Here is a 20,037-nt window from a genome sequence, read left to right as displayed (position 1 = left end):
TACTCAGATATTAAGGCTGCAAGCCAACCTATACAACCGCTTTAAATAAAACTAGAGATTAATTTAGGCAAAATACTTTTCAGCAATTTTTCCATTACTTTAGGAGTATTAACCCTATAATCAATTCCTTGATTTACATCTGAATTTTCATCTTTAATAACAGGAATATTAGTTATACCCCTTACAATACAGCATTCCACGTTATTTAAGGCACATATAAATGCAATAGCTCCTGACTCCCAATCAGCACATAATACATTTTCTTTTATGAGTTTCTCTAATGATTCTAGGTTTAGATCTTGGTCTGCTGTGGCTATAATTCCTTCATATACCTTGTCTGAAAAAGCATTAAAATCAATCCATGAGTTATCTATTAAGGTAACCAAAGGTTCATAAAATAAAGATCTTTCCTTTCCCATTTTAACAATGCAATCATATTGGACAGTTTTATTTGCAATAACTACATCTAATATATGTAGATTTTCTGCTACCCCTCCACATGTGCCAAGAACAAAATTTATAGTAGGCTTCCAATTGTCTATTGCAGTGACTCTTCTTCTAATAACTGGTTCGTCCCTAACGATATAGTTTTTATCATATTTTAAAAGAACTTTGCTGTTTATAAAATCTTCTTGTGATATTGTTTCTCTTATATCTAAATCCACGGAGATATTATTTGAATAGACCAAAATTAAGATTCCTTTAGGGTTTTCTGTAAAATTAGTCATTATAGGTTTATCATAAAGAGTAATTAGTTTATCAACTTCACCCCTTGTAATAGCTCCTAAAATTATCAAGTCAATATCTGAGTATTTTGTTGCTATATCTTTGCTAAAGAACCTTTCAATATCATTGAAAACTGATTTATCTCACAGAACCTATAAACAGATTCTATGTAATTTTTATGATTTAATGATGGGTAACTCATATGAAACTCCCCCTTAACCGGAATATCCCTATTTTTTTTACCATTTAATTTCGCCTATCCGATAAATCTAAGTTGCTGCAATGCTTCTCCTTTCTGATTTTCCATAAATTATTTTATTTATAAATATTTTCAATCCATCCACACCACTTAAAATCTTTATAAAAATCAATTTCGATGATTCCACAATATGGGATGTCATTATGATATTTAAACTGTCTCATCACAACACCATGGGTTACCACAATTATTTTTTCATAGCTCAAATATTTTTCTAAACCTTTAAAAGATCTACTTGCAACTACACTAAGTTTTTCCCAACTTTTTTTATCGTCATCAGTATATTCACCTTTACAACAAATGCATTCCTCACTAGCAGTTTTAACTTCCTCATCAGATACATTGTTAAATGTTAAATCTGGTACCCACTCATGAATGTCAACCTCAATACTTATATCAAGTGACCTTTCTTTTGAAATGATTGCTGCGGTTTGTAATGCTCTAGTATAGGGTGAGGATACAATAAGGCTCGCTCCTTGTAATCTCTTATCTTTAGCAATATTCATAGCTTGGTCTATTCCTTTAGGTGTAAGCTGAGCCAAATCTATACCATGTCCCTTGAAGTTTCGCTCTGTTACTAAACTATAGTCAGGCTCCCCATGTCGTATAAGTATAAGTTTTGTCATTGCACTTCTCCCCCTCTTTTAGCAATGTTTCTGATATTTTTCATATATTTTTATAAATGCATTTTGTTCATTCTGCAATTTCATTTCATTTTTAATAATTATTACACATTCTTCAATTGAATTTTCATATGTATTTACCTCTAAATCATAAATATCATTAAAATTCATATTGCTTAATTGTGCTTTTGCCTGTCCTATCTCCACGTTCTAATTCTCTTCTTTCAAGTTAATGTAAAGAACAAGTTACTTTTATAAAAGTAACAGGCATATCATATATTAATATTTCCACTCACTTTTTAATATCCCATATAAAATGTGGTTAACATACTTGTCATTTAACCATTCTGCATCCCTAATGATACCTTCTTCCTTAAAGCCATATTTTTCAGGAAGAGCCCTACTTTTAAAGTTTTCTTCGGCAATTAGAATTTCGATTTTATTTAATCCCATTTTAGAATCGAATTTTTCTACAATCTCATTTAGTTCAACCATAGATACACTTGAATTAGTAGTTACATAAAATAAACCACCCTTAACAAGGATTCGTTTTATCTCACATAAGGCTTTTTCTATATCTGGAACAAAATAAAGCATACGCCTTGCAATTACTACATCAAAACTTTCATCCTCATATGGAATGTCTTGTGCATCAATCACCCCATATGTAAAATTATGCCCAATTGGTTTCAAGCTTTCTTTTGTACTTTCTAGCATACCTTTAGAAAAATCGGATACAGTAATACTCCAGTCTTCATTTATATTTTCTCGGTTTCTATTCCACAAATCCCCAGTACCACAACCTAATTCCAGTATTTTTGCTTTATTGGGGAACTTCATTTGATTAAAGCACCAATGATTCCATTTTCTTTTATTTGATTTTCGGCTTTATTAAAGACGGTTATAACTGATTCTATATGTTTTTTCTTTTCCTCTAAAGCTATCTTTTGAACTTGAATTATATTTTCTAAATTTCCTACTGATTCAGATAAAATATGACTTATATCATTTAAAGACAAACCAATAAATTTCAAAGTAGTAATCTGTTGAAGTATTAAAAAATCCTCTTCACAATAAACTCTATAGCCCGAGTCAGTTCTTTGTCATGGTTTTAATAATCCGATTTTATCATAATGAAGTAATGTTTTTACAGTTACTTCCGCTCTTTCTGCGAACTCACTGATTTTCAAGATATCACCCCCTTGTAGTTATTTTAAGCCCCTACCTTAGGTTAGAGTCAACATATATTTAGAATATTTTTAGCTGAATGTTATAATTCAACATTTTTTAATTGTGTTATAATGCGGTCATATACTTTTCTAACTTTACTTCGATTATCAGACAATAAAGTTATATTTGATAACAATGCTATTTTTTTAACTACACATTGTATAGACAAATTTTCTGTATCTATATGTTGTTTAAATATTTCATTACTGAAACCTTTTATACAACTATCTATCTGTTGTGCAGCCCATGAATTTTTCCCTTCACCACGTCCTCTTAGCCGTTTAAGTAAGGTTTCCTTTGAAGTGCATAATACAAAATGATTTATCAAAAATCCATCGTTCCTTAATTGAACAACAATTTCTTTAAAGTACTGTGGATTGCTTATAGTCATTGGGAAGTTAATATCCTTTTCAGAATTCTTCACCATTCATTTCGTCTAATTGTTTTTCCAAAATTCTCACCACCTAATATTAAATTTCTTAATTGCTATAATAGCACATTATATCCATTTATTTTAGCTACTTAACAGCTAAAATAGTAAATTCCCCTGGTATATTTTTAATTTCCCACTTAGGATGCTCATCGAATTTTTTTAATTCAAAACCAACTGTAATAACTGAATTTATAATCTCACTAAGTGTATAAAACCTAAGGTAGCAGTCTGGAAAAGCACTTTGTTCCTGTTTGCTGAAGAATTGTTTATATGCTACATCGGCATTATGCAATTCCTTAGCAAAATAATTGCCTTGTGTTTGTCCTAAATTGCCTTCATCAATACACTTTCTTAAGGGGTGGAAATCACTTAGAATCATTACACCACTATCTTTTAACAATGAATAAAGAATAGACATTAATTTATTGATATCATTAAAATAATGAAGTATTCCCCCTTCTAATTTACTTTAATTCAGTTCCGCCCCACTCAACAACTGTAAATCCATTTCTCACAAATGGTTTTAGCTCTTGTTCGTCTATTTTTATAGACTTATTTAATGGCTTAAAGACCATCATTACCCTTAATATAGAATCAGGCTTTGGAGTTATCGTAAGCTTTGCTATATTTTCATAATCCTCTCCAGCAAAGGTTATAAGATTATATTTATGCTCTTTCATAACGGGAAGCCAATATACTATAAATTCGTTATATTCTTTTGGTGTTAATCCCAAGTACTCAAGCTTTTCTTGAAGAAATTTCTCGCTTTCAGATCCTTTCACTACAAAACCCTTTGACATATCCCACTTATCATTAGAAATTCCTTCCCAGTACAAATATGAATATTCTCTGTTGTCAGCGAGATTAGTTAATGTGCCATCTGGCTTAGCTGTTACTTTCCAGCCATCTTTATACTCTGGGTACGTACAAGTAAGATTACCTTTATATTCTAAATTTACGCTAACTTCCTGCTGCGAAGTTGGGTATAAATAAATTACAGGCTTTTCTGTTTTAGTCTCAGGTGGTTCACATCCGGTTAATAATAACAAAACAAATGACAAAACTATAATAAGTATTTTTGAGTTTGATGTTTTCATATCTAATCCTCCCAAAGATTTTTGATAGTGTTAACACTATCTTTGATTTACATACAATTCAAATAATCAGCAATAAGTGTTGCCTGCAGTTCTCTAATTTCTTCTTTAAAATGAACATGATCTGAATAAATATCAGTTCCCAAATCCCTAGTGAAGTTATACATATCGATACAGGGTATGTTATACTGCTCCATTATTTCTTTCGCAGCAGTATCGTAAGCATAAACATCTTTATTATATCTTAAAAACCCCTCTTTTCTTGAATTATGAATCTCATCTATAACTGGTGTTAATCCAACCCATATGGTCTTAGTAGCCATAGCTTTTGATATTTCAATTATCTTAATTAAATTCATCTTGTAATCTTTCAATTCAACCTGAACTTTATTTGAATCTCTATCTATTCGAACATCGTGTAAGCCACAGTTAATAAGTAATATTTCGTATTTTGTATTTTTTATATATTCCCCTGCTAAATACTCTATAATCATTCCACTATCACCTGCATTAGCTCCAATCGGTTTGTCTAAATCTGTTAACGCTTGCTTCATACCCCTTTTTCTATCATACTCAAATTTATGCTTTATCATATTCTTAAGATATGGACCATAGTGTATTGACACACTATCACCTATAACAAATATTTTTCGCTTATCCAATAGCTTTTCCTCCCGTTATTTTGACATGATTTTAATGTTGTTTGATTATATTAATGTCCAAAAGAACTTATTAGCCAAGGTGAATTTTTATCTTTTCTAGTTAAAGCATAACTATATTCATCCCTCCCACTGTCGCTGGGACCTACCACCTCTTTTTTATATTTGACTTCAAAATCTACTTTAAAAATAGCTACATTTTCTAATTCTAATTTTTCTTTTTCCATATCTATTATCTGATTCTCTTTCATCTGGCGTAGATAGACTTCCTTATTTGTTTGATCAGTATCTTCAAATATATTAATAACTTTAATATATTCTAAATTATCAAATCCCCAACTTGATTCTGAAGAATGATATTTTTCTATTGTTAACGTATTAATTCCCTTCAAATTCTTTTGGTTATAATATTTATAAAATTCTTCTATAACCTCCTTTGGCTTTAAGAAAGTCACTTGAACTTTTTTATCCTTTGAATTTTTGGTTGCACATCCTGTTATAATCATTAACAAACATAAAATTGTTAATCCAATTTTCTTATTAATAATAACCGCCCCTTTTTAATATATATTTTTAATGAAATTTAAACTACTCTTTAGCAAATTCCATAATATAATCTTTAAGCTGTGAACCACATCTCATTAGTTCACCCATTACTCTCTCTACACCATTCTCTGTAGTAAACCAAGTATCCCTGTTTATTCCTTGAACGACCGATGGACAAATAATTAATTCGGTATCTGGGTATGCCCATTTATAATACATATAACAACGTCTTGCGTGGAAAGATTTACAACATATTATTGCTTTATTTATATGTAAGTTTAGTTTGTCTGTAATTTCACGAGATTTAAACACATTTTCATATGTGAACTGCGCATCTTCTTCTTTTAAAATTGGATTTTCATCAACACCATTTTCAATTAAAACATCTCTTAAAAAATCCCATTCTGTATTATATGTGCCATTATATTTTTCTGCTTTTGATGATGGGTTAGGAAAGTGTCCACGTTTAACACTGTATTTACCCGATGGAAGAATAAGTGGCGCATATCCACTTTTCCAGAGTACAGTAGCGTTTTCTGCTAATTCAGCATAAGATCCTCCAGGTATAAAGATAATATCTGCTTTTTTAGGATTACTCTCAAGAAAGATAAAATTCGTAATATCATCAATTGTTTTCATACTAGCCCCATATAAATTGTGTGCTGTTTCTAATGTTTTAAAATTTAAGATGGTTATTATCTTTGATTTTGGAAGGTAACTTTGCCATGGCGTAAATGTCAACCTATATATAGATTATAACCCAAAAATTTACACAATTCCATATAAAAAAATCCACCAACTAAGGTGGATAAAAGTGTAGTAAATCATTTCAAGGTGTTTAAAATTTCACTGCACCTTTTTATAAAGCTAATTATACCTATTATAATTAGTATTGAGGCTACTAAAATTCCAATAATATAAAGTACGCCTAATAGAGGTATGAAAACAAAGAAAAATGAGCATAATGCTGCAATCTGTAACACTTTATATTGATTCCATTTTTCATCAGACTCTTTCACTAAATCAGATTGTTCTCGTTCTTCCGCCATATCCTTAATTCCCATAAATAAATTATATACAATTAATAAATTCAGTACAAATGAAGCAATTGCTAAAGGAATACCAAATATGCCCAATGGGCCTAAATGAATACCTCCACCTTGGATAGGTGCTTGATAAAATGAAAATACGGACAATATTACCATAGGAATATTATATTTTGCAGCTATACTAAAATAATTACTATTTGAAATAAGATTGCTAAAGCCGGCAGCAAAGAATAAATAACCAACTACATCAGGAAAAATATCAAAACCTTGAATTCTAAAACTGAGCATAGTAAATAAAAATCCCCAATAGAATTTATTAAATCCACTTTCATTCATACAATTACCCCCTAATATTGAATTAATTTATATTAGTTCATTATCATCTTAAGTAAAAGTAAAACTGAGTGTATTGTTCTTTGAAGCCATATCCTATGGAGAACTAATTTTACTGTGTTTTTCTCTATTAGTCTGTGATATTTAGAATTTAATAGTTAGGGTTAGAAATTCCATATCTTCTAGTATCACTATCTCCAATAAGATTGATTTTTATATTCGGATTTCTTTTTATTTCTATAGTGTAAGTCTTTTGATGATTATCATAATAATAGTTGCTTATTTTATTATCTTGTTTCATTTCCTTTAGCACTGAATTAAAGAATTCCCTACACTTATTAACATCATACTTGCTATAATAAATATCAGTTGGAGTTTTAAATAGCCATACAGAATTAGGGGGTAATGGTATATCTACTTTTGTACTATCTAGATGGGTAACAGTATAGGTATGCCGTGAAAAAAAATTACTCTTCATAAAAATATTAAAGTCATAATTCAAAAAATATAATACAAAAAAAATTGTTAGTGGGATAATAATAATTAATAGTCTTTTGAAAGCTTTATTGCCTCTTATTACAGCAGTTAATATTACAATTAAACTAATTATAAATATTGCGCAAACCGAATAAAACATGTAACTTAATCTCATATTAAATTACTCCCAACTTATTTCCCCTTATTATTATATATGCCTAAAAATTTTCAACTATTATTTAATCTTAAAATTCACTGAGTTATATCTTGTATTTCATTCTTTTCAGAAACAATTACTGTAGCTTTCCTTGGATTATTTTCGAACTTCACTGAGGCAATAAACATACCCATAGTCTTATCATATGTTACTTCTACTTTTTCAGGAACTTCATATTTAAAAGTTTCTAATCTTAATAAATACTCAACTACGTTATTTGAAATGGATTGTTTCTTATTCTTTTGATCTAAATTGCTCTTGTCCTATAGGTAGATGGTCATTAATAAGCCATTTATACAATTGTTTAAATATCACATATTTACGATTAAAGAACAATAATAATTCGACCTATTAAAACTTTCCTAATAATACTAATAATATTAAAAAAACTCCTATAAATCTACCAACATATTTAATAGATTCACTTGGTTCTGTGCCTTCTTTAAACATCCATCCTCTACCAAACATAAATGCTTGTTTTGGAAATATAATTGCAAGAACACCTAAAATTAATAGAATAAAGTTCATACATAATTCACCTCCATTCACATTTAAGGATTGAATAGTTAAGTTGATCATATTTATCTTCATTAATCCAATAATGCTCTCTTAGCCTTCCATCCAATTTAAAACCAAATTTCTCCAAAAGTTTTATAGATGGTATATTGTTTGATGACGTTGTTGCATATATTTTATTTAGATTCAATTTATTATCTGCGAAAGATTTCTCTATAAATTGTGCCAATAGAATAATTCCTAAACCCTTTTTTCTATTACGACTTGGTATATAGTATCCAAATTCGGCACTATGATTTCTTGAATTAAAATCAAATAGTGTAATTTTTCCTAGGGGTTTATTTTCAGCTGCTTTTTTGATTAATATGTAGGTCTTTTGTTTTTCTTGAGAGATTGACTTTAATGTTTTATGTGCATATTGATCAAATGGTTGTGGCAGGTTGAGAGGGCGACAAGTATATTGTTCAAAGTCTTTTTCTGCAATGTTCCAATTGAAAAGTTCTTGAAGATAATCTTCTCTTAGTGAGATTAATTCATAATCTCCATTGGACTTTAAAAATCTACTATTCATAAGTTCCTCCTTATTAATTTTGCTCAATAGCTTTTACATAACGATATTTTTTTAAATTTTTTATAACTTCCACTTAATTAATCATTATTATATAAATATCATTTTCTTCTTAAAATATAGGTTCCGACATAAAAGCCATAGCGCTCGTAAAACGGCAATGCTTCCTCATTTGAATAAACTACACCAATTTCAATATTTGTTATTCTATTTAATTCGAACCAATTCAAAGAACTCTCCATAAGTTTCCCACCTAACCCAAATTTCCGATAATCATTTTCAATATATATAGATTCTATTTCTCCTAAATTATCATTTATTGAACTTAAACAATATCCTACATAATTCTCAGTTTCACTATTCCAAAGCATATCTATTTTTATAGTACCGGTTTGTGCTTTTTCAAAAATAGATTTGATTCTTTTATCAAAGGTGAATTTTTCGAATTTACTCTTAAAATAAATTGATTTATCAAAGTGAACACAATTAAGTTGCTCCCATAATGGCTTTATAAGTTCAAGTTCTTTTATACTTTTTTCAACTATACAAATATTCATAAATCCCTCCAGATTAAATTTAGACTGCCTTCACAATAAGTAAAGATTTTCGCTTTATATTATTTAAATAAAAAATTTTAATCTTCATTTTAAAAATTAAAAGTATTTTCTACAACATTGGGCAAAACACTATAAATAGATTTACCAATTCTTTCTTCAAAATGCTTTTGTATTTCAAAGGTTGCTTTCCATTTTTCAATTGTATATTCATTTACTCCATGTCTCAAAGCAACATCTAGTATTCTTTTTTCAATTAAACAATAGCCTGTAGGTAAAGCTAATGCGTCACATAATTGAATTAATTTATCATAAGCTGATAGATCAATATTATCTAAGTAATCTTTAACAAATTTGTATTCCGTATCTGAACAATCCCATTTCCCAAATACAGCATCAATGTTTTTATAAGGGAAAGAATGAGAAATACAAATTCTCGCTAATAAATCATATCCTTTTTTCATCGAAAAGTTATACCCATCTATACTATGCCGCATACTTGTTACACCGTATCGTCTCCCTATATCATGTAGCATTCCGAGTACTAATGCAATATTTCCGTCTAGCTCCTTATCTTCTTTAGCAATTAATTCTGCCGCTTTGCCTACATATAATGAATGTTCTGTCCAAGGTCCTGGATTTAATTTACTTCCTTCATCTAAAATCAACTTTGCTTCTTCTATGCTAGGTACACTTAAATTTAATTCTCTCATTTTATCCTTCCTCTCTAAATTATAAACTTTTAAAAATTTAAACTCAAAAATGCTATCATTAAAGATAAATTAGAAACTAAGTTTTATCTCCCAGCGTCCATTTTTCACTTACTTTATCTTCACCTTTATAATAATCAACCTTTTGGTTACTTTGGTATATCTCATGATATGGTAAAATGTTTATTTTTCCTGAATCAGGATATTCACAGACATCTAGTCCAACGCTAGTACCTATATCAATGAACATGCATGGTGCCGCTGTATGATTATAAAGTTGATGAGCACCTTCTGGTCCAATTTCAAAAAATACAATATCACCTTTATTTAATTCCACAAATTTATTGGGTGTTCGAAGTGTAGCTTTTCCAGATAAAATTACAAATATCTCTTCGGAGTTTCTATGAAAATGATAGGGGTAAGAATATTTACCCGGATCAAGAGATCTTACATCAAATTGTAAATGCTTTGATTTAACTATTTCTGACAACTTCTGACTGGTATGCCAAGAGAATTCTGGAATAGGTGATTGTCTGAGTTCAAATGACATATTTTTTTCGGTGAATATCTGTGCCATATAAAATCTCCTTTTCTAAAATTATTTCTCAAAAATGAAAGATTTACAGTCATTATCGCATATGTTTTCTCTACTAAATACGAAACCACAATTTTCAGTGTAAAAGTGGTGGTTTCTTTTTGAATAATCAGGTGTTTCAACCGTCCATTTTTTTGCATCTATATATTTTTTTTCTATATCTTTCCACACTATAGTTCCCAGATGATTTTTTCTGTATTTTGGATCAATAAATAACATTTCCAAACTGTATTCACAATTGAGATTAATCGCAACAGTATAAGCACCAATGGTAGTATTATTATAAACTATTTTATAGCTTTCAAAATCTTTATGTTCATTGAGCCATTTAATTAAGCGACCGTCATTGTATCCTGAAGGACCATCTTCTTCCAAATCAGTGTGCATAAATGTATCTTCATTAAATGCAGAAGTCATTATACTTGTTAGTATTTCATAATCAACGGGATATATCTTTAAATATGTTATTTTATTATTCATCTAAAACTCCTTTTTTGTTATCGGTGTAATGTAGCATTACACATAAATCATTTGTTTAAATATAAACTCCATTCTCAATAATTCCAATATCACCATATAGTTTTATATAATCTCCTTGAACTATTATACCTTCACCATCGCATACAGTATAAATATTAACATTGTTGCTTAGTGAGTACTTTTGCAAGTCAGCTAAATATCGAGACCATCTATTCCAATGGGGCATTATTTCAAAAGGTACTAATCCTAAAGCCGACAAATCACCCAAATCTACATGGTTTTCATCCCCAAACTGTGCGCTACCGATAGTAGGTGATACCATAAGAGCACCTGCACTAACCCCTACTATTATACCTCCACCTTTAATATACTCCTGCAATCTGTATATCATGTTTCGCTTTTTAAGCATAGATAAAAAGTAATAGGTATTTCCCCCTGGCAAGTGAATGATATCGCATTTAAATAACTTTTCCTCAAATAGTTGATCATATCTCTCATCTAAATCAAAACGTAGTATATTATAAACACCTAATTTATTGTAGAAATCAACATTTCTTTTGTAATATTTATTCTCTTTATCTGTAGTATGTTCAATTAATCCAACTGTTGCATCAGCATTATTCACCATTTCTAATAAGGCTTTATTTATTTTATCTTGTGTATCTATATTTATTTGGGATTCTAATTTACTATATAAAACTAAATTCATAATTCCACTTACCTTTCTATTTACACTTCAATAACCATTCCTGTTTTTAACTCATTTAAATTGTTCATGGTTTTACTTAAATAACTATAAGCTTTTTCACCAGTACAATGGCAAGTATAATACTTATCAACACCACTGCTAATTAGATTTGCTGAAAGATTATTTAAGAATGCTTTAGAATCTTGATTTTTAATATTCATTCTCATTAAATGAAATCCACCAATTACTGTGTTTAGATCTCTATCTATGAAATCTTTAGTTCTCTCAATTATATTAATAATACCTTTGTGAGCACATCCACAAAATAGACTATTTTTGTTATCTTCATTAATCAATAGGTTTATTTCATGTTCAAAATCATCTTTTTCTATGGATTTGTTACTACATTCTTTTAATAGCCTATCATTACCTTTAGGCTGCAGTTTATTACCTTTAACGTCACCAAATAAAGTAATCTCATCATCTATTATCGTCATCCCATCTACGAACACAAACCTATTATTACTGATTAATTCTTTCTTCAAGCCTATATTAAACTTAATAATCCCAAGCAATTTTACTAGATGATTATCAAATGCGCCCTTGCCCATGTAAATCTTTGCTTTATTATTGAGTTTTAAAAATGTTTCTAGTCCACCACCATGATCATAATGTCCATGAGATATAACGGCTATGTCTATATCTTCCAGGTTCACACCTAACTTACTAGCATTATAGGCAAAGGATTGATCTGTTCCAGTATCAAATAATATCTTATGATTAGCTGTTTCTATATACAATGATAAGCCATGCTTACATTTATATTCTTTTGAGATAGTTCTATTTTCAAACAATGTTATAACTTTCATAAATATCTCCTTTAGATTAAATACTCGGTAAAATATTTGGAGTGTAAAAGGCACTTAGTAATCAGTAAATTCCATCTTAATAAATTCTCCATGACCCATTGGAGTTTCTTTCTTATAAGTATCTACTACCTTAAAGCCTGCCTTTTTATAACATACAATTGCTCTTTCATTAAAAGAACGCACTTCTAAAACAATTTTTTTATTTCCATAACTCTTTTTACATTGTTGCTTTAATATTTCCATAAGAATATTTCCTGATCCTTGTCCACATAAAGACGGCTTTAATCCGAGTCCTATTAGAATATATTCATTTTTATTTAGTATTCTTATATATCCACATAAATTAGTGCATTCATCAAGTATTGCACTAAACTCATTGTTTCTCTTCTGTTCTATTGTAATACCCCAATTTTCACTAAATATTTTATCCCATTCTGGGTAATTATATATAGAATAATCACCATCATATTTCCAACTACAGATTTGTTTTGCATAATTTTCAGTTAAAGCTTCTAATACGAATTTCATGGTAGTCCCCCCCCTACACTCTTTTAAAGTCAACATAAATCCCTTGTTAGGTGAAATACACCATAGCAATTAGAATTTTCTCAAAATCACTTCCCTCTCACCATTATTTATTCTTCAAATATACTGAAATCTAAACTATTAAATCTTTATGCTTCTTGCAACAACTCTTGCCATTGAACTATCGGCCTTTATTTTTAATGGAAAGGCCATAACTTCAAAATTTTTATTACCTAATAATTTATCCAGATTGGTTAGATTCTCAATTATGCATATTTTATTTTCCAAAAGGAATTTATGAATTTCAAAAGGATATTTATCTGGTGAAGGCATATCTATACCTACCATTTTAACATTTTTCTTTAATAAGAATTTGCATAAATCCATGTCTAAAAGTGGGTGATCTTCATAATATTCTGGCATACCATAAAGTTTATCTAACCCTGTATAAAGTAGCACTATACTGTTTTCTTTTATCGATTCTTCATAGACTGATTTCATCTGTATTATAGGTTGATTTCTTACATCTAGGATACAACCCGTAGCTATAAATGAGTCCACAGATAATTCAGATATGTACTTATTGCTTTCAGTTAAATGCATAGGTGAATCTATATGTGTACCTGTATGCATACTAATTTCTAACCTGAAATTATTGTGGCTGTTTATACTTAGATACTTATTTTGAAATAAGTTTGTTGTAATATCTCCTGGATAAATAGGCATAGTATCCTCAATTATATGTGTTAAATCTATTAATTCTTCCATAGTCTCACTCCATTCTATCTTTGTTTCTTGTTCGAGCTGTGATTATTTTTTACAACTAAAATAGAAAAAATCATCATCTCTCACTATAATTTCTCTAAATTCGTATTTCGCTACAAGCTCATATAAAATATCATCATTAGGAATTGCTTCTCTTCCCAAATTATAACCTATTCTTTTATGATGTTCTTTTACTTCCTTTCGAGTTTTTGAATGTATTATTGCAAAAACACCTCCATTTTTCAAATGTTTTTTAGCATTTGAAAACACTATATTTAAGTTTTCAAAATGTGGTATGCTATTAAATATTAAAATATAATCAAATCTTTCCGCGAAGTCCATATATTTATCAAAATCATCACATATAGTTTTTGTCTTAGGATATAGCTGCTGTAATTCTTTTAACATATTTTCTGATATATCTAATGCTACATAATTGCTTAAGTGCATATTTCTTAAAACTGAGTATAACACACCTGTTCCTGAGGCTACATCCAGTAACGAATGGCCTTCCGATATCCCTAATATATTTATAGCTTTATTTATAATGCTCCCTTTTTCATCAGATATTTCTTTCCACTTTTCATAGGTGTTATTAAAATATTCTTTTTGATTTTTAATAGTCATAATCATCCTCCTAAGTCAAAGCATCATCTTCAAATTTCCACTGCTTAAAATATAAACCTATGCTCTGTTAATAAACTCTTCAATGTCCTTTTGAATAAGATTTAATGCATTTCTCCAAAAATCTATTGAGTGAACGTCTATATCAATTATCTTTGCAATACCAACAATATTATTTTTACTTGTAGCACTCAAAAAAATATTATATTGCTCTACAAAAGCTTCTCCTTTTTTCATATATTCTGAATAAACACCTTTAGAAAATAAAACCCCAAATGAATATGGGAAATTTAAGAATTCATTGCCAGCCATATAATACCCAACTTTATTCATCCACATATATGGGTGAATCGTTTCAATATCAATACTATCACCATAAGCTTCTACCATACAACTCAGCATTAATTCATTTAACTCTTCAACAGACAATTGACCGGATTTTCTTCTTTCAAATAATTTGTTTTCAAATAAATACCTACCATAAAAATCAACAATATAATAACCCACATCTGAAATACTTTTTTCTAAAATTGATAAACCTTCATTTGTTGGTAGAATATTAAGCAATGCGTTATTTACTATGGTTTCACAGAAAATTGCAGCTGTTTCTGCAATAGGCGTAGGATAATCCGTATTTAACATCTTTTCATTTCTAAGACAATAACTATGATAAGCATGTCCAATTTCATGAGCGAGCACACCAACATCACTAAAGTTCCCAGTAAAATTAGCCATAATTCTACTTTCTTTTATTGGGAAAATATCAACAGTCAGTCCATAATTCCCTTTCCCAGTTCTTGGCTCAGCATCAATCCATCTATTGTCAAAAGCCTTTTTTGCGAATTCAGCAAGTTCTTCACTGAAAGTTTTAAAACTTGATACAATTAAATCCCTGGTATCTAAATATGATATTTTTGTATTAGCATCACCCACTGGTGCAAAGATATCATAGAAGGGAAGGCTCACTTTATGTCCTAGAATTTCTGCCTTTTTATGATAATATTCATGAAATATAGGCAAGCTTTTTTTTATAGCTGAAACCATAGCATTTAAAGTCTCGTAATCCATCTTTGAAACCATGAGGACTTTTTCTAGTGGTGATTTATATCCTCTCCTATCATAAATAGTAAGTGCTTCACCACTAATTCCATTTAAACATGCTGCAGATGCTTGTGATATGCTTTTACATGCGTCAGCCTCTGCATAATAAGCTACCTTTCTTAAAGACGCACTTTTCTCATATGCCATATTTCTCAGCTCTGAAAGCGACACTTTTTTTAATTCACCTTCAATATCTATATCCATTAGTATAGTAGAAGTGAGCTCCATATAAAGTCTTTCCCATGATCTCGAGCCTGTACTCTGCATTTTTGCAATTACTACTTCTACATCTTCACTCAATAAATATTTTGACTGCAAAAGAAGTTCTTTAATATAAAACCGGTGTTCTATAAGATATGGTGAAGCGTCTATTAGCTCATCTATGCTATTAAAATGATTAATCCAATTGTTAAAACTTACAAAAGTATCTATAACCGATGAATCCCTATCCTCAATATCATCTAAAACATCCATTGCTTCTATATTTGAACTATCCGCACTTAAAATTAAATATGAATAACAATCTAAACATGAATATAAGCTTTTATATTCGTTATAAAGCTTTAAAAACTCTTCAATTTTAAAAGTAGCGTTGCTCCTAGCTTTTAGATTTTTTTCAGCCCATTTGTTTAAATTTGCAATAGATTGATTAAGAAGCTCTACATCACCTTTAAACTTTTCAGAGTTAAAGGAAGTATAAAGTGTATCTAAATCCCATGTTAAATCCATTAATAACCATCTCCTTAAGACTACTATTTAGTTCCCTATTCTCTCAATTCAACGTTTGATTTCTACATGTTTTCACCTTCCATTAAGCAGCTCTCTTTACGCTAATGAAAGCTTCCTTATTTCATTTAGTTCATCTTCATTGAATAACCCTAAGTTATATAAATATAAATATTCTTCAGATACTCCACTATTGAAAAGTAATAAATCATCTGTATTTATTGTAATAGTAAGCCCTTTATCAAATAATTTTCTAGCAGGATGATTTATCATATTTTTAACAGCTCCTAATATATAATTACTGCTTGGGCAAATATTCAATCTAATATTCCTTTCTTTTATAAGATCCATTACATACTCACTTGAAGCCACGCCTATACCATGTTGAATTTCATCCACCTCTAATATTTCTATAACTTTTTTTACATTTTCAGCTCCTTGAAACTCTCCAGCATGGGCTTTAAGCTTAAGACCTTTATTTTTCGCATATTTGTAATATTCTTTAAATCTTTCAAAGTCATCTCTAGTTTCATCTCCATATAAATCTATGGCTTTAAACACTCCGCTATCTATACAAGGTATTAACATTTCATTTAAATCTTCATTAGATATACTTTTAGACATTCCAACCTCAAGCCTAAGGTCTATAGATTTATTATATTTATCTCTAATACTTAGTATTGTGTTAAAAAAATTATTATTACTAGTAAAATACTTTAGATTATGACAGTCTATACTGGACTCTAATACTTTTACTCCGTCTTCTATAGCTTCCTTTACGGTTTCTTCTATTAAAAATGCTATATCCTCTTCCTTACTAATAAATTTAAGGGTTTCATAAAAAATATAGTTATCTATCCCTATAATTCCATCTATTTTTTTAGGTGGCTCACTAACATTACCACCGGCCCATTTATTAAAAGTTGAAAATCTCATACCTAATCCACAATGATTGTGTACGTCCACTTTAGATACTTTTTTTAATTTCAGCAGGTTTCATTCTTTTAATCCTTCCTTAAATAATGTATCTTCTATATTATTCATAATCAATATTTTTTCCTAACAATCAAATTAAAGTGTTTAGAAAAATATTCTGTATTATCCATGTTATATTCTGTTTGTTCAATAGGTAAACTTACAAATTCAAAATCAATAAAGTACTTTTTTATATCTTCAATATCTACATAAAAATGTGGAACATCCCTTTCTGTATCATGTTCATCCCTCAAGATTGTATTATTATCAATTCGCTTATAATTATCAGCTCTTTGATATGACCACGTATCTTTTGAAAGCAGAGTAATAAATAGCTCTCCTCCACTTTTTAAGACTCTTTTTATTTCATCAAGCGACTTAATAAATCCATCCGTGTCAGTATGATATATAACATTGTAAGCCATTATACAATCAAAGGAATCATTCTTAAATGGCAAATTTAACATGTCACAAATATCTACTGCAATATCTACCTGTTCTTCCTCTGCCCACCTTTTCAAGTGATTAACTCCATATTCGGATAAGTCTAAAGAATTGACCTCAAACCCTTTCTTAGCAAAATAGATAGAGTGTCTGCCCAATCCACAACCCAAATCCAGAAACTTGTTAAAGCTTTTTGATTTCCATGATTCAGATAAATAACATGCCTCTATTGATGGTACTAACCAGTCGTTACTTTTGTTTTTACTCCAGTCCCAGGCTTTTGATTTAATCATAATTTTCCTCCTCATTGAAATCAATAATTTATCTACTCTAAATTTATTTTTTAAATCGTCATAATCCGATTAAACTTACATAAAGAAAATAAAGCCTCAAGAGTTAAGATTCCCATCCATTCAACCTTAGAAATTTCCCACTCTTCTAAATACTTATCCCATTGCCATGTAGGTAATATCTTACCCTGTTCTTCAAGCTTACCTATTAAATAATCTAAGTTTTGATCTATAAATTTACGTTGAATTCCAAAAAAGTCCGTAGAATCCATCTCTATAAATTTTAAAGGGGTAGGTACATAATCTACCCATTCAGATTCTTTTATATTAACCAATTGAGAAACAGCCAATTTTAGTACATCTTCAATTTGGCTAGAAAATTCTTTGTCTAGAGTATTATACATATGAATATAACAAAATATTTCATGTTCTGATTTAAATTCAGTACGTTCATTCAAATTAGTTATAGCATAACTTATTAGTGAATAAATATCTAAATTATTAAGGTATTCTTTATACTTATAAAGATACCCTATCAATTCAGCACTAGGGTTTCCCCAGGAATAATCAATAACAGTCATATTTATATCATTTTTAAATTCCCACCAAGGTGCATGAGGATATTCGTTAACATTACTTGGAACACTATACCAACCTTTTCTATTACTATCAAAAGTAGTCTCTAGATATTCAACAGCTCTAGCTATCATCTTTTGTGCCCTATCATTATTATCTAGCTTACTCAAATACCTTAAGCCAATGGATGTTGCCATGGGCGAGGACTGTATAAGTTTAAAATCAGGTTCGATGCCGTTGCCAAACCCTCCATCTGAATTTTGAAATGTTTCTAATGAATCTAATATATCATCACCACTTGAATGGTTAAAATAATAATTGAATATAGATCTTTCCAGTGGTCTAACTTCTGTATTCATATAGGTATTTAATTGGTTTAAAAGAGTTTTTGCAAGCTTTTTCATATTTAAATCTCCTTTCTTTGAGCTCAAGAATATTTAAATTACCATTTTTTCTTAAATAATAAATCTGGCAACTGCGATATATCTTCTATAATATAATCATGTCTAATCATTCCAAAGTAACATACATTAAAATACCGATTATTAATATACGCAAAATTTCTCAATAATCCTTCTAAAACAAAACCTGACTTTTCCAACACCTTCCTAGATGCTGTATTAGAATCCAAGGCTAAGGCTTCAATTCTTTCAGTCTTTGTATCTTCAAATAAATACTTCACCCTATCAATTAGTTAAAGTCTTCTCTTCAATGGCTGAATATCGTAATATTTCATAACTCCATCATTTGAAAATATTTCATCTAACGTTTTGATCTAGCTAACATCCTATTTCATTATCTATTAATTTCTGTAATCTTCCAAAGCTTAATTCTTGATCACAACCATTTGCTTTTAAAAATCCTTTCGTTAAATCTTCAACTGTAGATTCAAGTAAAATAAAAAATTGATTCATCGCAAAGTCTTTTTTTATATCATCTTCATTTGCTCCAAACACTCCATTTATAAACCCTTCAATCATTTGATCCATACCCCACAATTTTAAATGCAATAATTCATGAACTACTAACTCTTCAAGATTTGTAGATTTCGGGTTATTATTAATTAGCATTACTGCTTTTTTGTCATCGATATCAATTTTTATGTCTCCTGATTTCCTCCATTCTTTATCAACAATTTGTAGTTTTATATCCCAATCCATTAATCTTAAAATAATTTGCCACTTATTTATTAATCCTTCTAATTCACTAACATTTACTGCCATATATACTTCCCCTTTCTTTTTTACAGTTATTTATCAGTCTATTTAAAAATTATACTATATTTATTATCCATTTTATATGAATTTATCTATAATAAACATAAATACTTAATTTTTAACAGTATTCCTCTCTTATTTCATAAAATCAATTATCTTTGTCTCTAA

Annotated in this window: 31 protein-coding genes; all 31 read right to left on the bottom strand. The window is 29.4% G+C overall.

What is annotated here, in order from left to right; translation table 11 throughout:
• Positions 1-41: 41 nt before the first annotated feature.
• The gene (locus G9F70_RS13330; RefSeq protein ID WP_164946159.1) at positions 42-797 is read right to left on the bottom strand and encodes a 5'-methylthioadenosine/S-adenosylhomocysteine nucleosidase; all 756 of its coding nucleotides are present in this window, start codon (positions 795-797) and stop codon (positions 42-44) included.
• 244 nt (positions 798-1,041) lie between these two features.
• Complete coding sequence (locus tag G9F70_RS13325; RefSeq protein WP_164946158.1) at positions 1,042-1,611, bottom strand: histidine phosphatase family protein; 570 nt, start codon at positions 1,609-1,611, stop codon at positions 1,042-1,044.
• Between the two features lie 18 nt (positions 1,612-1,629).
• Positions 1,630-1,815: a hypothetical protein gene (locus G9F70_RS13320; RefSeq protein ID WP_164946157.1), complete on the bottom strand. Its 186-nt coding sequence runs from the start codon at positions 1,813-1,815 to the stop codon at positions 1,630-1,632.
• Positions 1,816-1,887: 72 nt separating this feature from the next.
• Positions 1,888-2,448 carry a methyltransferase domain-containing protein gene (locus tag G9F70_RS13315; protein WP_224617570.1) on the bottom strand — a complete coding sequence of 187 codons (561 nt, stop codon included), beginning with the start codon at positions 2,446-2,448 and terminating at the stop codon, positions 1,888-1,890.
• Positions 2,445-2,642: a hypothetical protein gene (locus tag G9F70_RS13310; protein ID WP_224617569.1), complete on the bottom strand. Its 198-nt coding sequence runs from the start codon at positions 2,640-2,642 to the stop codon at positions 2,445-2,447. The genes G9F70_RS13315 and G9F70_RS13310 overlap by 4 nt, the downstream gene beginning before the upstream one ends.
• A 69-nt stretch (positions 2,643-2,711) precedes the next feature.
• On the bottom strand, positions 2,712-2,798 hold the full coding sequence (locus tag G9F70_RS13305; RefSeq protein WP_224617856.1) for a MerR family DNA-binding transcriptional regulator: 87 nt from the start codon (positions 2,796-2,798) through the stop codon (positions 2,712-2,714).
• 80 nt (positions 2,799-2,878) lie between these two features.
• Positions 2,879-3,265, bottom strand: coding sequence for a hypothetical protein (locus tag G9F70_RS13300; protein ID WP_164946156.1), 387 nt, complete (start codon positions 3,263-3,265; stop codon positions 2,879-2,881).
• Positions 3,266-3,356: 91 nt separating this feature from the next.
• Entirely contained in the window at positions 3,357-3,689 is a 333-nt protein-coding gene (locus tag G9F70_RS13295; protein ID WP_164946155.1) for a hypothetical protein, read from the bottom strand.
• A gap of 46 nt (positions 3,690-3,735) precedes the next feature.
• Positions 3,736-4,368 carry a hypothetical protein gene (locus tag G9F70_RS13290; protein WP_164946154.1) on the bottom strand — a complete coding sequence of 211 codons (633 nt, stop codon included), beginning with the start codon at positions 4,366-4,368 and terminating at the stop codon, positions 3,736-3,738.
• A gap of 47 nt (positions 4,369-4,415) precedes the next feature.
• On the bottom strand, positions 4,416-5,027 hold the full coding sequence (locus G9F70_RS13285; RefSeq protein WP_164946153.1) for an SGNH/GDSL hydrolase family protein: 612 nt from the start codon (positions 5,025-5,027) through the stop codon (positions 4,416-4,418).
• A 50-nt stretch (positions 5,028-5,077) separates the two neighbouring features.
• Positions 5,078-5,530 carry a DUF4829 domain-containing protein gene (locus G9F70_RS13280; RefSeq protein ID WP_224617568.1) on the bottom strand — a complete coding sequence of 151 codons (453 nt, stop codon included), beginning with the start codon at positions 5,528-5,530 and terminating at the stop codon, positions 5,078-5,080.
• A gap of 82 nt (positions 5,531-5,612) precedes the next feature.
• A complete protein-coding gene (locus tag G9F70_RS13275) occupies positions 5,613-6,209 on the bottom strand; it encodes a YdcF family protein (RefSeq protein WP_164946151.1) in 597 nt (198 codons plus the stop codon).
• A gap of 185 nt (positions 6,210-6,394) precedes the next feature.
• Positions 6,395-6,955, bottom strand: a complete 561-nt coding sequence (locus G9F70_RS13270) for a hypothetical protein (RefSeq protein ID WP_164946150.1) — start codon at positions 6,953-6,955, stop codon at positions 6,395-6,397.
• 148 nt (positions 6,956-7,103) lie between these two features.
• Positions 7,104-7,604 carry a hypothetical protein gene (locus G9F70_RS13265; RefSeq protein WP_164946149.1) on the bottom strand — a complete coding sequence of 167 codons (501 nt, stop codon included), beginning with the start codon at positions 7,602-7,604 and terminating at the stop codon, positions 7,104-7,106.
• Positions 7,605-7,997: 393 nt separating this feature from the next.
• On the bottom strand, positions 7,998-8,174 hold the full coding sequence (locus tag G9F70_RS13260) for a DUF6199 family natural product biosynthesis protein (RefSeq protein WP_164946148.1): 177 nt from the start codon (positions 8,172-8,174) through the stop codon (positions 7,998-8,000).
• Between the two features lie 7 nt (positions 8,175-8,181).
• Positions 8,182-8,733, bottom strand: coding sequence for a GNAT family N-acetyltransferase (locus G9F70_RS13255; RefSeq protein WP_164946147.1), 552 nt, complete (start codon positions 8,731-8,733; stop codon positions 8,182-8,184).
• A 98-nt stretch (positions 8,734-8,831) separates the two neighbouring features.
• Complete coding sequence (locus G9F70_RS13250; protein ID WP_164946146.1) at positions 8,832-9,287, bottom strand: GNAT family N-acetyltransferase; 456 nt, start codon at positions 9,285-9,287, stop codon at positions 8,832-8,834.
• A gap of 89 nt (positions 9,288-9,376) precedes the next feature.
• Entirely contained in the window at positions 9,377-9,997 is a 621-nt protein-coding gene (locus G9F70_RS13245; RefSeq protein ID WP_164946145.1) for an HD domain-containing protein, read from the bottom strand.
• Positions 9,998-10,073: 76 nt separating this feature from the next.
• Complete coding sequence (locus G9F70_RS13240) at positions 10,074-10,571, bottom strand: cupin domain-containing protein (protein WP_164946144.1); 498 nt, start codon at positions 10,569-10,571, stop codon at positions 10,074-10,076.
• A gap of 21 nt (positions 10,572-10,592) precedes the next feature.
• Entirely contained in the window at positions 10,593-11,069 is a 477-nt protein-coding gene (locus tag G9F70_RS13235) for a GNAT family N-acetyltransferase (protein ID WP_164946143.1), read from the bottom strand.
• Between the two features lie 55 nt (positions 11,070-11,124).
• Entirely contained in the window at positions 11,125-11,778 is a 654-nt protein-coding gene (locus G9F70_RS13230) for a Type 1 glutamine amidotransferase-like domain-containing protein (RefSeq protein WP_164946142.1), read from the bottom strand.
• Positions 11,779-11,798: 20 nt separating this feature from the next.
• Complete coding sequence (locus G9F70_RS13225) at positions 11,799-12,626, bottom strand: MBL fold metallo-hydrolase (protein WP_164946141.1); 828 nt, start codon at positions 12,624-12,626, stop codon at positions 11,799-11,801.
• 54 nt (positions 12,627-12,680) lie between these two features.
• Positions 12,681-13,154 (bottom strand): GNAT family N-acetyltransferase, encoded by a 474-nt coding sequence (locus G9F70_RS13220; RefSeq protein ID WP_164946140.1) that lies wholly within the window; start codon positions 13,152-13,154, stop codon positions 12,681-12,683.
• 138 nt (positions 13,155-13,292) lie between these two features.
• The gene (locus tag G9F70_RS13215; protein ID WP_164946139.1) at positions 13,293-13,919 is read right to left on the bottom strand and encodes a cyclase family protein; all 627 of its coding nucleotides are present in this window, start codon (positions 13,917-13,919) and stop codon (positions 13,293-13,295) included.
• A gap of 42 nt (positions 13,920-13,961) precedes the next feature.
• Positions 13,962-14,543, bottom strand: a complete 582-nt coding sequence (locus G9F70_RS13210) for a class I SAM-dependent methyltransferase (protein WP_164946138.1) — start codon at positions 14,541-14,543, stop codon at positions 13,962-13,964.
• 57 nt (positions 14,544-14,600) lie between these two features.
• Positions 14,601-16,370, bottom strand: a complete 1,770-nt coding sequence (locus G9F70_RS13205; protein WP_164946137.1) for a M3 family oligoendopeptidase — start codon at positions 16,368-16,370, stop codon at positions 14,601-14,603.
• Positions 16,371-16,466: 96 nt separating this feature from the next.
• Entirely contained in the window at positions 16,467-17,333 is an 867-nt protein-coding gene (locus tag G9F70_RS13200; protein WP_224617566.1) for an adenosine deaminase, read from the bottom strand.
• A gap of 80 nt (positions 17,334-17,413) precedes the next feature.
• Entirely contained in the window at positions 17,414-18,079 is a 666-nt protein-coding gene (locus G9F70_RS13195; RefSeq protein WP_164946135.1) for a class I SAM-dependent methyltransferase, read from the bottom strand.
• 50 nt (positions 18,080-18,129) lie between these two features.
• A complete protein-coding gene (locus G9F70_RS13190; protein WP_164946134.1) occupies positions 18,130-19,056 on the bottom strand; it encodes a hypothetical protein in 927 nt (308 codons plus the stop codon).
• A gap of 38 nt (positions 19,057-19,094) precedes the next feature.
• On the bottom strand, positions 19,095-19,334 hold the full coding sequence (locus G9F70_RS13185; RefSeq protein WP_164946133.1) for a GNAT family N-acetyltransferase: 240 nt from the start codon (positions 19,332-19,334) through the stop codon (positions 19,095-19,097).
• Between the two features lie 97 nt (positions 19,335-19,431).
• The gene (locus G9F70_RS13180; RefSeq protein ID WP_164946132.1) at positions 19,432-19,875 is read right to left on the bottom strand and encodes a hypothetical protein; all 444 of its coding nucleotides are present in this window, start codon (positions 19,873-19,875) and stop codon (positions 19,432-19,434) included.
• Positions 19,876-20,037: the final 162 nt, after the last annotated feature.

This window comes from Clostridium sp. FP1, from assembly GCF_011065975.2.
Lineage (GTDB): Bacteria > Bacillota > Clostridia > Clostridiales > Clostridiaceae > Clostridium_AD > Clostridium_AD tagluense.
The sequence above is the reverse complement of the archived record's forward strand: the minus strand, read 5'-3'. Positions and strand labels throughout refer to the sequence as shown.

Bases quoted from the DNA above. Each gene is read 5' to 3' on its own strand.
- G9F70_RS13325 (WP_164946158.1), bottom strand. From the start codon at position 1,611: ATGACAAAACTTATACTTATACGACATGGGGAGCCTGACTATAGTTTA.
- G9F70_RS13315 (WP_224617570.1), bottom strand. From the start codon at position 2,448: ATGAAGTTCCCCAATAAAGCAAAAATACTGGAATTAGGTTGTGGTACT.
- G9F70_RS13300 (WP_164946156.1), bottom strand. From the start codon at position 3,265: ATGGTGAAGAATTCTGAAAAGGATATTAACTTCCCAATGACTATAAGC.
- G9F70_RS13295 (WP_164946155.1), bottom strand. From the start codon at position 3,689: ATGTCTATTCTTTATTCATTGTTAAAAGATAGTGGTGTAATGATTCTA.
- G9F70_RS13290 (WP_164946154.1), bottom strand. From the start codon at position 4,368: ATGAAAACATCAAACTCAAAAATACTTATTATAGTTTTGTCATTTGTT.
- G9F70_RS13280 (WP_224617568.1), bottom strand. From the start codon at position 5,530: ATGATTATAACAGGATGTGCAACCAAAAATTCAAAGGATAAAAAAGTT.
- G9F70_RS13275 (WP_164946151.1), bottom strand. From the start codon at position 6,209: ATGAAAACAATTGATGATATTACGAATTTTATCTTTCTTGAGAGTAAT.
- G9F70_RS13270 (WP_164946150.1), bottom strand. From the start codon at position 6,955: ATGAATGAAAGTGGATTTAATAAATTCTATTGGGGATTTTTATTTACT.
- G9F70_RS13265 (WP_164946149.1), bottom strand. From the start codon at position 7,604: ATGAGATTAAGTTACATGTTTTATTCGGTTTGCGCAATATTTATAATT.
- G9F70_RS13260 (WP_164946148.1), bottom strand. From the start codon at position 8,174: ATGAACTTTATTCTATTAATTTTAGGTGTTCTTGCAATTATATTTCCA.
- G9F70_RS13255 (WP_164946147.1), bottom strand. From the start codon at position 8,733: ATGAATAGTAGATTTTTAAAGTCCAATGGAGATTATGAATTAATCTCA.
- G9F70_RS13250 (WP_164946146.1), bottom strand. From the start codon at position 9,287: ATGAATATTTGTATAGTTGAAAAAAGTATAAAAGAACTTGAACTTATA.
- G9F70_RS13245 (WP_164946145.1), bottom strand. From the start codon at position 9,997: ATGAGAGAATTAAATTTAAGTGTACCTAGCATAGAAGAAGCAAAGTTG.
- G9F70_RS13240 (WP_164946144.1), bottom strand. From the start codon at position 10,571: ATGGCACAGATATTCACCGAAAAAAATATGTCATTTGAACTCAGACAA.
- G9F70_RS13235 (WP_164946143.1), bottom strand. From the start codon at position 11,069: ATGAATAATAAAATAACATATTTAAAGATATATCCCGTTGATTATGAA.
- G9F70_RS13230 (WP_164946142.1), bottom strand. From the start codon at position 11,778: ATGAATTTAGTTTTATATAGTAAATTAGAATCCCAAATAAATATAGAT.
- G9F70_RS13225 (WP_164946141.1), bottom strand. From the start codon at position 12,626: ATGAAAGTTATAACATTGTTTGAAAATAGAACTATCTCAAAAGAATAT.
- G9F70_RS13220 (WP_164946140.1), bottom strand. From the start codon at position 13,154: ATGAAATTCGTATTAGAAGCTTTAACTGAAAATTATGCAAAACAAATC.
- G9F70_RS13215 (WP_164946139.1), bottom strand. From the start codon at position 13,919: ATGGAAGAATTAATAGATTTAACACATATAATTGAGGATACTATGCCT.
- G9F70_RS13210 (WP_164946138.1), bottom strand. From the start codon at position 14,543: ATGACTATTAAAAATCAAAAAGAATATTTTAATAACACCTATGAAAAG.
- G9F70_RS13205 (WP_164946137.1), bottom strand. From the start codon at position 16,370: ATGGATTTAACATGGGATTTAGATACACTTTATACTTCCTTTAACTCT.
- G9F70_RS13195 (WP_164946135.1), bottom strand. From the start codon at position 18,079: ATGATTAAATCAAAAGCCTGGGACTGGAGTAAAAACAAAAGTAACGAC.
- G9F70_RS13190 (WP_164946134.1), bottom strand. From the start codon at position 19,056: ATGAAAAAGCTTGCAAAAACTCTTTTAAACCAATTAAATACCTATATG.
- G9F70_RS13180 (WP_164946132.1), bottom strand. From the start codon at position 19,875: ATGGCAGTAAATGTTAGTGAATTAGAAGGATTAATAAATAAGTGGCAA.